The following is a 12,513-nucleotide window of genomic DNA, read 5'->3' as shown; positions in this document are numbered from 1 at the left end:
CGCAGGAGGTGACACGCGTGGACGACCGCAAGCTGCAGGTGCTCCGGGCCATCGTCACCGACTACGTGTCCAGCCAGGAGCCCGTCGGGTCCAAGGCGCTGGTCGAGAAGCACGACCTCGGCGTCTCCCCGGCCACCGTCCGCAACGACATGGCGGCGCTGGAGGAGGAGGGCTACATCACGCAGCCCCACACCAGCGCCGGACGCATCCCGACCGACAAGGGCTACCGGCTCTTCGTCGACCGGCTCGGCACGGTCAAGCCGCTCTCGACGGCCGAGCAGCGGGCCATCCAGACGTTCCTGTCGGGCGCGCTCGACCTCGACGACATCCTGCTGCGCACGGTCCGGCTGCTCGCCCAGGCGACGCAGCAGGTGGCGATCGTGCAGTACCCGACGCTCAGCCACTCGACCGTGCGCCACGTCGAGCTCGTCTCGCTCTCGACGACGCGGCTCCTGCTCGTGCTCATCACCTCGACCGGGCGGGTCGAGCAGCGCTCCCTCGAGGTCCCGGAGCTGGACGACTCGGCGCTCGCCGACCTCCGCACGGCGCTCAACGCCGCGGCGGCCGGCCGTACGCCCATCGAGGCGGGCGGCGGCCTCTCCGCGCTGCTCGAGACGCTGCCCGCGTCGTCGGTGCCGCTCGGGCGCACCGTCGTGGCCGCGCTGCTGGAGATGCTCGGCAGCGAGACCTCGAGCCGGATGGTCGTCGGCGGGATGCCGTACCTGACCCGCTACGGCGCCGACCCCAGCACCATGAAGCCGGTGCTCGAGGCGCTCGAGGAGCAGGTCGTGCTGCTGACCCTGCTCGGCGAGGCCACCGCCGACGCGGTCACCGTGCGGATCGGGCAGGAGAACCCGGTCAAGGAGCTCCAGACGACCTCGGTCGTCGCCAGCGGCTACGGCAGCCGTGCCACCCTCGGGGTCGTCGGTCCCACCCGGATGGACTACCCCTCCACGATGGCCTCCGTCCGCGCGGTCGCGCGGTACGTCGGCCGGTTCCTCTCGCAGGGCTGACCTCGACAACAGCGCAGGACCATCCAGACGACCAGGAACAGGACGACCCACCCCAGACATGGCTGCTGACTACTACGAGACGCTCGGCGTCTCCCGCGACGCCTCGCCCGAGCAGATCAAGAAGGCCTACCGCCAGCTGGCGATGAAGCTGCACCCGGACGTGGCCACCGAGCCCGACGCGGGGGAGCGCTTCAAGGCGGTCGCGGAGGCGTACGAGGTGCTCGCCGACCCCAAGAAGAAGGACCTCTACGACCGCGGCGCCGACCCGCTCGGCGGGGGGCTCGGCGGCGGCTTCTCCGGCGGCTTCGGCGCGCAGGGCGGCTTCGACTTCGGCAACCTCGTCGACGCGATGTTCGGCGGGCAGAGCACCCGCGGCCCGCGCTCGCGCGTGCGGCGCGGCCAGGACGCGCTCGTCCGGCTCGACCTGGAGCTGGCGGAGGCGGCGTTCGGCGTGACGAAGCCGCTGCGCGTCGACACCGCCGTGCTCTGCCCGCTCTGCAAGGGTTCCGGGGCGCAGGAGGGCTCGGAGCCCGTGACCTGCCGCACCTGCCACGGGCAGGGCGACGTCACCCACGTGCAGCGCTCCTTCCTCGGCGACATCCGCACCACGCAGCCCTGCCCGACCTGCGGCGGCTACGGCACGGTCATCCCCGACCCGTGCCCGGAGTGCTCCGGCGATGGGCGGGTGCGCTCGGCGCGCTCGATCAACGTCAAGATCCCGGCCGGCGTCAGCACGGGCAACCGCATCCACCTCGCCGCGCACGGCGAGGTCGGCCCCGGCGGCGGCCCGGCCGGCGACCTCTACGTCGAGCTGGTCGTCGCGCCGCACGAGGTGTTCCGCCGCGAGGGCGACGACCTCGAGGTGACGGTCCGGATCCCGATGACGGCGGCGGCGCTCGGTACCGAGGTCGCCGTGCAGACGCTCGAGGCCGACCTGCCCGACACCCACGAGGAGGACCGCGAGGTCCACGTCTCGGTGCCGGCGGGCACGCAGTCGGGCACGCGGGTCGCGCTCGACGGCTGGGGCGTCCCGCGCCTGCGCTCGAACGGCCGCGGCGACCTGGGCGTCACGCTGCTCGTGCAGACCCCGACCCGCCTCGACGACGAGCAGCGCGAGCTGCTGCGCCAGCTCGCCGAGCTGCGCGAGGAGACCGCCGCCGAGGTGACGGTCCAGAAGCAGGGCCGCGGCGTGTTCGGCCGCCTCCGCGACGCGTTCGCCGGGCAGTAGCCGCACACCGCCGCAGTGCTGCCCACCGCGCGACCGCGGCTAGCGTTCGGGGCGTGACCGACGCGCTGTTCCTGCTCGAGAGCCTGGCCGGTACGCGCCCCCAGGTCGGCGACGAGGTCCTGGTCGACGGGTCCGAGGGGCACCACGCGGTGACGGTTCGGCGGCTCCGGGCCGGGGAGCGGGTGCTCGTCGCCGACGGTTCCGGCGGCGGCGTGCGCGGCGAGGTGGTCGAGGCCGGCAAGCCCGGGCTGCGGGTCCGCGTGGACGAGGTGCTCACCGAGGCCCGCCGGCCCGTACGCCTCGTCGTCGCCCAGGCGCTCGCCAAGGGCGACCGGGCCGAGCTGGCCGTCGAGATGCTGACCGAGGTCGGCGTCGACGAGGTCGTCCCGTGGCAGGCGTCCCGCTCGGTCGCGCGCTGGTCGGCCGACCGCGTCGACCGCGGCCTCGCCCGCTGGCGCAGCACCGTGCGCGAGGCGGCGAAGCAGTCACGCCGGCTCCGCGTCCCCGTCGTGTCGGAGCCGGCCGGCACCAAGGCCCTCGCCGCCCGGCTCGCGGCCGCGGACCTCGCGCTCGTCCTGCACGAGGACGCCGAGGTCCCGATCGCCGCCGTCGCGCTGCCCGAGGCCGGCGAGGTCGTCGTCGTGGTCGGTCCCGAGGGCGGCATCAGCCCCGAGGAGCTCGCCGCCTTCGCGGAGGCCGGCGCCCGGACCGTACGGGTCGGCGACCACGTCCTGCGCACCTCCACCGCCGGCGTCGTCGCGCTGTCGGCGCTGCTCAACCGCTGAGCGAGCGAGTTTTTCGGGGCGCGCCCCCGGAACCTCAGCGGCGCGCCGCGTACACGCGCCGGACGACGTCCTCGACGTCGGGCTCCTCGACCGAGAGGTCGACGACCTCGACCTGCTCCGACACCGCGGCCAGCACCTTGGCGGCGGTGGTGACCTCGGCGTCGAACGCGAACCGCTGCCGCAGCCCGCCGCCCTCGCTGCCGAGGTGGCGCGCTCCCGGAACCGTCACCAGGTCCGGCCCCGGCTCGGCGAGGTCGACGACCAGCACGCGCTCGACGCCGACGGTGCGGGACAGCCCGGCCAGCGTCCCCTCGTACGCGAGCCGCCCGTGGTCGACGAGGAGGACCCGCTCGCAGAGCCGCTCGACGTCGCCCATGTCGTGGGTCGTGAGCAGCAGCGTGGTGCCGTGCGCCCGGCGCTCGGTCACGAGGAACTCGCGCAGCCGCTGCTTGGAGAGCACGTCCAGCCCGATCGTCGGCTCGTCGAGGATGACCAGGTCGGGGGAGTGCAGCAGCGCCGCCGCGACCTCGGCGCGCATCCGCTGTCCGAGGGAGAGCTGCCGCACGGGCGTGGTCCAGTACGCGCCCATCTCCAGGCGCTCGACCAGCTCGTCGGTGCGCGAACGTTCCCGGTCCGGCGACAGCCCGTGGATCGAGGCCAGGATGGCGAACGACTCGCGCACCGGGAGGTCCCACCACAGCTGCGAGCGCTGCCCGAAGACCACGCCCACCCGCCGGACGAGGCGGCGGCGGTCCTGGACCGGGCGCAGGCCGCACGTCCGCACCGACCCGCGGGTCGGCACGAGGATCCCCACCAGCATCTTGATGGTGGTCGACTTGCCGGCCCCGTTCGCGCCGATGTAGCCGACCGCCTCGCCCGCCCCGACCCGGACGGACAGCCCGTCGACGGCGACCACCGTGCGGCGGCGCAGCCCGTCGCGCACCCGGAACTCGCGCCCGAGGCCCTCGGTCTCGATCACCGGCTCACCCACGTCCCCCTGCATCAGCCGCCCCCTCCCTGGTAGTGCCGGACCCCGACCCGCCAGGCGAGCAGCGCCAGCGCCCACGCCCAGAGCGCGGCGAGCGGGGCGCACCAGCCGAGCCAGGCCGGCAGCCACGGGCTGCCGGTCAGCCCCAGCAGGCTGACGACCGGCAGGTAGCCGGCGAACGCCACCGGGAAGACGAAGACGAAGGCGGCCTTGACCGGGCGCGACCACACGCTGGCCGGCTGGGTCGAGGCGTAGCGGCCGCCGTAGACGAAGGCGTTGGTCATCTCGGCGCCGTCGACCACGAAGAACTGGATCCCGGCGGCCAGCACGAACATCGCCGCCGACACCGCGACGCCGCTGAGCAGGGCCACGACCAGCAGCGCGACCGTGCGCGGCGTGGGCGGCACGTCGTTGACGAGCAGGCCGGCGACCACGGCCGCCACCGCGACCGCCGCCCGGGCGACCCGCCGCAGGCTGATGTCGCTCGTCACGAGCTGCAGCAGCAGCGGCTGCGGGCGCAGGTAGAAGACGTCGAGGGTGCCCAGCCGGAGCATCGTCGCCAGGTCGTCGCAGTGGCCGAAGGCGAGGTCGGCGACCGAGAAGGCCAGGTCGGCCAGGCCGAAGACGAGCAGCACCTGAGCGAGGTCGAGCCCCCCGATCCGGCCGACGCTGTGGAACAGCACCCACACCTCGGCCAGCTCGACCAGCCCCACGAGGGCCGAGCCGAGCAGGTCCAGACGGAACGACGTGCGATAGCTGCGCTGCGCCCGGACCCGGGAGGCGAGGACGGCACGGTACGGGGCGGTGCGGGCGGCGAGCACGGCCCGCCACGCGGCCCCCGGGCGTACCCCGGTGGTGGCGCTCATCCGCCCTGCACCTCCAAGCGTGCGCGGCCCGCCCGGGTGAGGACGGCTCCCAGGACCACCGTGAGGGCGAGCCAGGCGAGCTGGACGCCGACGAGCCCGGCCGAGGTGGGGAGGTCGACGCGCCCGGACAGCACGTCGACGGGGACCTGGAGCATCGAGGGGAACGGCGTCGCGCCGGCCACCGCCCGCAGCCAGCCCGGGAACAGCGGGATCGGCACGAACAGCCCCGCCAGGAAGCCCGAGAGGACCATGTAGAGCATCTCGACGCCACGGCCCTCGACGAGCCAGAAGCGGGAGACGGCGACGAGGTAGACGGTGGTGCAGGACAGGACGACGCCGAGCAGCACGCTGAGGGCGCCGAGGGCGTACGGCAGCGGCGTCGTCGGCATGCTCATCCCGACGAGCAGCACGCCCAGCAGCACCGACGGGACGCCGCGGGGCAGCAGCGCGAACAGCCGCGTCCCGACCTCGGTGGTCACGCTCGCCGCCTGCACGTCGAGCGGGCGGACGAAGTCGACGGCGATGTCGCCGTTCTTGATGCGGTCGGCGACCGCGGTGCGCCCGAAGAGGTTGACCGAGCCGAGCAGGCCCTGGCTCAGCCAGATGTACGCGCTCATGGTGCCCGCGTCGTACCCGCCGACGGTGCCGCCGCCCGCCTCGACGGTGGCGAAGAGGATGCCGACCTTGAGCAGGCCGAACGTCGCGTTGGCGACCAGCCCGCCCAGCGCCGCGAGCGGGTAGGCCGACCCACGACGGAACCCGGCGGCGAGCAGCCGGAAGTAGGTCCGCAGGGTCGCACGCACAAGCGCGAGAACCTACGCCGCGCGGTGGCCCCGCGACAAGCGGGTTCAGCGGTACGGTCGGCGCCACGACCGGCCGATCGTGCGCGACGTGCTTCCTTAACTTCTGGAATAAAGTTCTGCTGTGACGGTGACGAGACCCCTGCGAGGCGCGACCGCGGCGCAGACCCACAGCGCCGTCCTCGACCTGATCCGCTCCGGCGGCGTGGTCAGCCGCGTGGAGCTGGCCGACCGTTCCGGGCTGACCGAGGCGTCCATCTCGCGGATCGTGCGCCAGATGCTCACCGACGGCCTCGTGGCCGAGATCGGCACGGGCGACCGGACGGGCGGCAAGCGGCGCACGCTGCTGCAGCTGAACGCGGGTTCACGCCACGCGGTCGGCCTCTCCCTCGACTTCGCGCGCGTCACGTACGTCGTCACCGACCTGGGCGGCACCGTCGTCGGCCGCCTCGACGGCGAGGGCATCGGGCTGTCCGCCCCGGGCGAGGTCGTCCCGCGGCTCGCGGCCGAGCTGGACGACCTCGTCGGCTCGACCGGCGTCGACCGCTCGACGCTGATGGGCATCGGCATCGCCGCCGCCGGGCGCCAGGACAGCGCCCACCGGGTGCTGCGCAGCAACCCGCACGCCGAGGACTGGGAGCTCTTCGACCTCGAGGACGCGCTCAGCACCGCGACGGGCCTGCCCGTCGTCGTGGAGAACGACTCGACCTGCGCGGCGATCGGCGAGTACTGGGTGGGCCGCATCCCCGCGTCCGCGGACTTCGCGACCGTCTACCTGGCCACCGGGTTCGGGCTCGGCCTCGTCACCAACGGCGACGTCTACCGCGGCGCCTCGTCCAACGTCGGGGAGATCGGGCACCTCGTGCTCGACATCGACGGGCCGCCCTGCTGGTGCGGCAGCCGCGGCTGCCTGGAGGTGCTCGCGGCGCCGCGGCGCATCGTGGAGCTCGCGCTCGGGCGCGGTCTCGGCGAGGAGCTCGGGCTGCGCGGGCAGCCGGTCACGCTGCGCCAGGACGCCGACCGGGTCGCCCGGGCCGCCGCCGCCGGGCACCCGGAGGCGCTACCGGTGATCGAGGAGTCGGCCCGGCACCTGGCCCGCGCCCTGGTGTCGGTGACCAACCTGCTCGACCTCGACCAGATCATCCTGGCCGGGCCCGGCTTCGCCGCCGCGGGCGAGATCTACCTGCGCCACGCCCGCGAGGACCTGCAGCGGCTGAGCTTCGTCCGGGCGGTGCACCCGACGACGGTCACGCTGTCGAGGTTCAGCGACGTCTCCGCGGCGCTCGGCGCCGCCTCGCTCGTCCTGCACAGCCGGCTCACCCCGCACCAGACCTCCAGCCGCCTGGCCCTCGCGCGCTGAGGCGCGTACGCGACATCCGGGCCGACCACGACCGCTGGACCTGCCGGCCGTCCGCACCCCCTCGGACTCCGCTCGGGTCCCTCGGACTCCGCTCGGGTCCCTCGGACTCCTTGCACCCCTTGTCGCTCCTCGCACCGGGCAGACCGTGTGCGAGGAGCGACAGACGGTGTGAGGAGCGCCAGAGGGTGCGAGGGGCGGGCGGCCCGCCGCGCCGGGTCCGCCCGCCCGCTCGGACTCAGGCCTGCGAGCCCTGCTGCTGCCCGGCCAGGAAGTCGCGGAACCACCACCCGCTGCGCTTCACCGTGCGCTCCTGGGTCTCGTAGTCGACCCGCACGATGCCGAAGCGGCGGCTCTCGCCGAACGCCCACTCGAAGTTGTCGAGGAAGCTCCACGCGAAGTAGCCGCGCAGCGGCAGCCCCGCGGCGACGGCGTCCGCGCAGGCCTGGGTGTGCAGCTCCAGGTAGTGGCACCGGTCCTCGTCGTCGACGGAACCGTCCGGTGCGACCTGGTCGTCGTACGCGGCCCCGTTCTCGGTGATGTAGACCGGCGTGCCGGGCGTGCGCTCGGCGACCATCGCGACGACGTCGAGGATGCCGTCGGGGTGGACCTCCCAGCCCATGAACGTCTTCGGGGCGCCTGTGTCGACGTTCACGACGCGCTCGCTGCCCGGGCTGGCGCTCGGGACCGACGGGTCGCTGAACTGCCCGTCCTCGGGTGCCGCCACCGTGTGGCGGCTGTAGTAGTTGATGCCGACGAAGTCGAGCGGCGCGGCGATCACCGGCAGGTCGTCGGTCCGCTCGCCGAACCACTCCTGCACGCCGGCGTCGGCGAGCACGTCGCGCGGGTAGGAACCGAGCAGGACCGGGTCGAGGAAGAAGCGGTTGCCCAGCCCGTCGCTGCGGCGCGCGGCCTCGGCGTCGGCGGCCGAGTCCGAGGCGGGACGTACGGAGTAGAGGTTCAGCGTGATGCCGATGGTGGAGCCGTGCCCGCTGGCCCGCATCTTCTGCACGGCCAGGCCGTGGCCGAGGAGCAGGTGGTGGGCGGCCTTGAGCGCGTCGCTGCCGACCTGCTTGCCCGGCGCGTGCACGCCGTTGCCGTAGCCGAGCAGCGCGGAGCACCAGGGCTCGTTGAGCGTGATCCAGTGCTCGACGACGTCGCCGAGCGCCTCGTGGGTCAGCGCCGCGTAGTCCGCGAAGGCCTGCGCGGTCTCGGGGACCAGCCAGCCGCCGGCGTCCTCGAGGGGCTGGGGGAGGTCCCAGTGGTAGAGCGTCGCCCAGGGCGTGATGCCGTGCTCGTGGCAGGTCTCCGCGATGCGGCGGTAGAAGTCGAGCCCGGCCTGGTTCACCTCGCCGGTGCCGGCGGGGACGATGCGCGGCCACGCGATCGAGAACCGGTACGCGTTGAAGCCGAGCCGGGCCATCAGCGCGATGTCGTCGGCGTAGCGGTGGTAGTGGTCGTCCGCCCGGTCGCCGTTGGTGCCGTCGGAGATCGCACCCGGGAGGCGGGTGAACGTGTCCCAGATGCTGGGGCCGCGGCCGTCCTCGGCGACCGCGCCCTCGATCTGGTACGACGCGGTGGCCGTCCCCCAGACGAAGTCGGCGGGCAGGGCGGGTGTGGGCATGGGGTGCTCCTGTGGATCGGTCGTGCTGGTCGGCCGGCGGCGGTGCGCCGCGGGCCGGGGTCTGCGTGCTGCCGGGCAGCGTGCCAGGGGTGGACGGGTTCAGCCTCGGGGCGGCTCCAGCCAGTGCTCGGGGGCGGGCCGGAGCCCCTCGAGCGCGTCGAGGAGGTCCTCGGGCAGGTCGGTCGCGAGGGAGTCGAGGAGCGCGTCGAGCCGGGCCGGCGAGCTGAGGCCCACGACCGTCGTGGCGATGCGGGGGTCGCGCACCGAGACCTGGAGCGCAGCCGTCGCGAGGTCGGTCCCGTGCTCGGCGCAGAGCCGCTGCATCGCCTCGATCGCCTGCAGGGTGGCCGGTGCGGCCTCCCGGTACGCGTAGCGCGTCGTGGAGCCCGGCTTGGCCAGGATGCCGCCGCCGTAGATCGCCGCGTTGAGCACGGCGACGTCGGCGGCCGCGGCCTGGTCGAGCAGCGCCTCGGCGCTGTGGTCGACGAGCGTCCAGCGGTTGTGCACCAGCAGCACCTCGAAGCCGCCGAGCGCGAGGTAGCGCTGCATCTCCGGCGCCGTCCCGCCGGCCAGGCCCACGTGGCCGACCACGCCCTCGTCGCGCAGGGCCATCAGGGTCTCCACCGCGCCACCCGGCGCGGACAGGGCGTCGAAGTCGTGGAACTCGGGGTCGTGGAGGAACACGACCGGCAGGTGGTCGAGCCCGAGGCGCCCCTGCGACTCCGCGACGCTCGCGCGGACGCGGGCCCCGGAGTAGTCGCCGTCCTTGGCGTCCACCTTGGTCGTGATGAGGAAGTCGTCGGGCAGCCCGCCGCGCTGCGCCACGGCCCGGCCGATGCGTCGCTCGCTCTCCCCGCCGCTGTAGCCGTTCGAGGTGTCGAGCGCCCGGACGGGGGAGTCGAAGACGTACGCGGCGAGCGCGATGCCGTCGGCCTCGGCGAGCTCGTGGCCGAAGTTCTCCGGCATGCTCCCGAGCGGGGCGCCGCCGACGGTGACGGCGGTGATCTCCAGCCCGGTGCGGCCGAGCGGGCGGCGCCAGTCCGGCGAACCCGGGGTGCTCACGCGGGCACCGGGCCGGCGCTCGTGGCGGCGGTGCGGGCGCCGGCGGCGGCCACCGCGAACGTCAGCCCGTCGGCGTCGGCGAGGACGCGCTCGCCGGTGCCGGTGCCCAGCGTCGTGGCGCCCGCGGGCACGTCGGCGCCCTCGAGGACGACCCAGGCGAAGCCGGGGACGTCGAGCTGGGGGGTGCGGCCGCGCGTGCCGGCATCGTAGGTGAACACCTCCAGAACCGTAGGCCCTGACTTGAGGTAGCCGATGTGGAACCCCCTCGGGTCGTGCGGCTGCTCGATGGTGCCCATCAGGCCGAAGCCCAGCGGGGCGTAGGCGGCGCCGGTCGCGGACCGGTCGGCCACCGTCACGGCGACGTGGTCGAAGCGGGGCCGGTCGGGGACGCCGAGGCCGCGCTCGGCGGCGACGAGGTCGTCGTCGAGGACCTCGGCGTACTGCAGGTCGCCCTCGACGAGCTCGAGCAGGGTGCCGTCCGGGTCGTAGAAGAAGCAGATCCGCACCCCGCCCTCGGCGTCGAGCGGGTCGAGGTGGAAGGCCACGCCGGCCGCCTTGAGGGCGTCGGCGCGGGGGTCGACGCGCTCGACCTTGAAGCCGACGTGGCGGAAGCCGCGCTGCTGGTCGTCGGCGACCCAGTCGCTCGCGCCCACCGCGCCGGCGCGGAGCTCGACGGTGGCGGTGACGAGGTCGAGGACGACGCGCGCGTCGCCCCGCTCGACCACCTCCGCCTCCAGGTGGGTGGTCCAGAAGTCGGTCGACCGCTGCAGGTCGGTGACGTTGACGATCACGTTGGTGATGGGCATGGGTGCTCCTCGGTCGGGGGTGGACGTGCCTGAGCCCGTCGGCGTCCCCGGGCCGGTGGAGGCCCGGCGGACGCCGACGTGCGTGGGTGGGGCGGGGTGCGAACCGGGTGGGGGAGGCGCTACTTGACCGCGCCGAGGGTCATGCCCGCGACGAACTGGTTCTGCATGCGGACGTAGACCACGACGACCGGGATGATCGACAGCACCAGGCCCGCGGTGAGGGTGGGCCAGTCGGTCGAGTACTGCCCGGTCAGGGTGAACAGCACCGGCTGCAGCGGCAGCTTGTCGGTGTCCTGGAGGACCGTGTTGGCCATCAGGAACTCGTTCCAGGTCTGCAGGAACTGGAAGATCACCACCGTCGCGACGCCCGGCCGGGCCAGCGGCAGGACGACCCGGGCGAAGATCGACAGCTCCCCGGAACCGTCGACCCGGGCCGCCTCGATGAGCTCGTCGGGCAGCGTCGAGAAGAACGCCCGCATGAGGAACATCGAGAACGGCGCCGACCCGCTGACGTAGAGCACGAGCAGGCCGACCTGGGTGTTCAGCAGGCCGAGCGACTTGAGCTCGAGGTAGAGCGGGATGATCAACGCCGTCGCCGGCATCATCAGCGTGGTCAGGAGCAGCAGGTAGAGCGTGTTCTTGAACGGGAAGTCGAGCTTGGCGAACGCGTAGCCCGACAGCGTGGCGAAGATCGTCACGCCGACCACGGTCGCCGTGGTGATCCACAGGCTGTTCCAGAAGTGCAGCGGGAACCCGATCGAGGTCCACGCGTTGGCGTACGCGCTGCCGGTGAACGAGTGCGGGAAGAACGGGCCCGAGAACACCGTGTTCCGGTCGCGCAGCGAGGTCAGCAGCAGCCAGACGAACGGGAACACCATGAGCGCGCACAGCGGCAGCAGCAGGAAGGTCACGAACGTCTTGGCGAAGGGCAGCCGCCGTCGGCGACCCGTAGGCCGGCGCTGCGTGGTGGGCGTCGCCCGGACCGCCTGCGTGCTCGGTGCCGCCTCGGTGGCCGTCATCGTTCTCCCCTCCGGGTGATGGCCATCTGCACGACGACGGCGAGGATGCACAGGACCATCACGACGACGCTGAACGCCGAGGCGTACCCGAGCTGGGGGAGCGCGCCGGACGTGGAGCCGAAGGCGAGGTTGTAGAGGTAGGTGCCGAAGACCTCGCTGGCGTGGTTCGGCCCGCCGGCGGTCATCACGTAGATGATGTCGAAGACCTTGAAGCCGTTGAGCAGCCCGAGGCTGACCACGATGCCGGTGACGACGCGCAGCTGCGGCACGGTGATGTTGAAGAACCGCTGGAACGGTCCGGCCCCGTCGACCTCGGCCGCCTCGTACAGCCCGGGGTCGATGCCCTGGATGCCGGCGAAGAAGATCAGCATGTTCATGCCGACGCCGCCCCAGACCGCCACGGCGATCAGGGCCGGGAGCACCGTGGCGCGGTCGGCGAGCCAGGTGTGCTGCAGGCTCTCGAGGCCGATCGAGCCGAGGATCTGGTTGAGGGTGCCGACGTTCGGGTCGTAGATCAGCTTCCACAGCACGCCGGTCACGACGAACGACACGATGCCGGGGATGAAGAGGATCGTCCGCACGACGATGCCGACCTTGCGCCAGACCATGTTCACCAGCACGGCGACGACCATGCCGACCACGGTCTGCAGGATCGTCGTGGCCGCCGTGAACACGAGCGTGACCAGCAGCGCGCGGTGCGCCACCGGGTCGCCGGCCATGCGCGTGTAGTTGTCGACGCCGATGAACGTCTTGGTCCCGAAGCCGGACCAGCGGCTGAGGCTGAGGTAGATCGTCTGCACGATCGGCCAGCCCACGAAGGCCAGGAACAGCAGCAGCGTGGGCAGCACGAAGAGGTAGCCCGCCAGGCGTTGCGACCGCTTGAGCCGGGACCCGAGCCGACCCCCGGAGGAGGTCGGCACGGGTCCCGGAGCGACCACGGGCGGTGGGGTCGCCGTGGTGGTCAC

General features: G+C 73.4%; 12 protein-coding genes. 4 read left to right on the top strand and 8 right to left on the bottom strand.

Annotated features, from left to right (window positions below; genetic code table 11):
• Positions 1–17 precede the first annotated feature (17 nt).
• From hrcA to BMY04_RS20825, 3 genes are read left to right on the top strand one after another with little or no spacing between them, the layout of a single operon-like run.
• Positions 18–1,013 carry a heat-inducible transcriptional repressor HrcA gene (hrcA, locus tag BMY04_RS20835; protein WP_232506549.1) on the top strand — a complete coding sequence of 332 codons (996 nt, stop codon included), beginning with the start codon at positions 18–20 and terminating at the stop codon, positions 1,011–1,013.
• Positions 1,014–1,071: 58 nt separating this feature from the next.
• The gene (gene dnaJ, locus BMY04_RS20830) at positions 1,072–2,241 is read left to right on the top strand and encodes a molecular chaperone DnaJ (protein WP_091186369.1); all 1,170 of its coding nucleotides are present in this window, start codon (positions 1,072–1,074) and stop codon (positions 2,239–2,241) included.
• Between the two features lie 53 nt (positions 2,242–2,294).
• Positions 2,295–3,026 (top strand): 16S rRNA (uracil(1498)-N(3))-methyltransferase, encoded by a 732-nt coding sequence (locus BMY04_RS20825; protein WP_091186365.1) that lies wholly within the window; start codon positions 2,295–2,297, stop codon positions 3,024–3,026.
• Between the two features lie 34 nt (positions 3,027–3,060).
• Here BMY04_RS20825 and BMY04_RS20820 read toward each other — a convergent pair whose 3' ends face one another.
• From BMY04_RS20820 to BMY04_RS20810, 3 genes are read right to left on the bottom strand one after another with little or no spacing between them, the layout of a single operon-like run.
• Complete coding sequence (locus BMY04_RS20820; protein ID WP_091186362.1) at positions 3,061–4,029, bottom strand: ABC transporter ATP-binding protein; 969 nt, start codon at positions 4,027–4,029, stop codon at positions 3,061–3,063.
• Positions 4,029–4,880 carry an ABC transporter permease gene (locus BMY04_RS20815; protein WP_091186358.1) on the bottom strand — a complete coding sequence of 284 codons (852 nt, stop codon included), beginning with the start codon at positions 4,878–4,880 and terminating at the stop codon, positions 4,029–4,031. Before BMY04_RS20815 ends, BMY04_RS20820 begins: the two co-directional genes overlap by 1 nt.
• On the bottom strand, positions 4,877–5,683 hold the full coding sequence (locus BMY04_RS20810) for an ABC transporter permease (RefSeq protein WP_091186356.1): 807 nt from the start codon (positions 5,681–5,683) through the stop codon (positions 4,877–4,879). The genes BMY04_RS20815 and BMY04_RS20810 overlap by 4 nt, the downstream gene beginning before the upstream one ends.
• A gap of 127 nt (positions 5,684–5,810) precedes the next feature.
• Here BMY04_RS20810 and BMY04_RS20805 point away from each other — a divergent pair, with 127 nt between their 5' ends.
• Positions 5,811–7,040: an ROK family transcriptional regulator gene (locus BMY04_RS20805; RefSeq protein ID WP_198410321.1), complete on the top strand. Its 1,230-nt coding sequence runs from the start codon at positions 5,811–5,813 to the stop codon at positions 7,038–7,040.
• Positions 7,041–7,275: 235 nt separating this feature from the next.
• Here the strand turns inward: BMY04_RS20805 and BMY04_RS20800 are convergent, their stop codons facing one another.
• From BMY04_RS20800 to BMY04_RS20780, 5 genes are all read right to left on the bottom strand, one after another.
• Entirely contained in the window at positions 7,276–8,661 is a 1,386-nt protein-coding gene (locus BMY04_RS20800) for a GH1 family beta-glucosidase (RefSeq protein WP_091186351.1), read from the bottom strand.
• Positions 8,662–8,760: 99 nt separating this feature from the next.
• Complete coding sequence (locus BMY04_RS20795) at positions 8,761–9,723, bottom strand: aldo/keto reductase (RefSeq protein WP_170854256.1); 963 nt, start codon at positions 9,721–9,723, stop codon at positions 8,761–8,763.
• Positions 9,720–10,529 carry a VOC family protein gene (locus BMY04_RS20790; RefSeq protein ID WP_091186348.1) on the bottom strand — a complete coding sequence of 270 codons (810 nt, stop codon included), beginning with the start codon at positions 10,527–10,529 and terminating at the stop codon, positions 9,720–9,722. Before BMY04_RS20790 ends, BMY04_RS20795 begins: the two co-directional genes overlap by 4 nt.
• 119 nt (positions 10,530–10,648) lie before the next feature.
• A complete protein-coding gene (locus tag BMY04_RS20785) occupies positions 10,649–11,548 on the bottom strand; it encodes a carbohydrate ABC transporter permease (protein WP_091186346.1) in 900 nt (299 codons plus the stop codon).
• Positions 11,545–12,513, bottom strand: coding sequence for a carbohydrate ABC transporter permease (locus BMY04_RS20780; protein WP_139210059.1), 969 nt, complete (start codon positions 12,511–12,513; stop codon positions 11,545–11,547). The genes BMY04_RS20785 and BMY04_RS20780 overlap by 4 nt, the downstream gene beginning before the upstream one ends.

Origin of the sequence: Microlunatus flavus, assembly GCF_900110855.1 — a bacterium.
In the GTDB taxonomy this organism is placed as follows: Bacteria; Actinomycetota; Actinomycetes; order Propionibacteriales; family Propionibacteriaceae; genus Microlunatus; species Microlunatus flavus.
The sequence above is the reverse complement of the archived record's forward strand: the minus strand, read 5'-3'. Positions and strand labels throughout refer to the sequence as shown.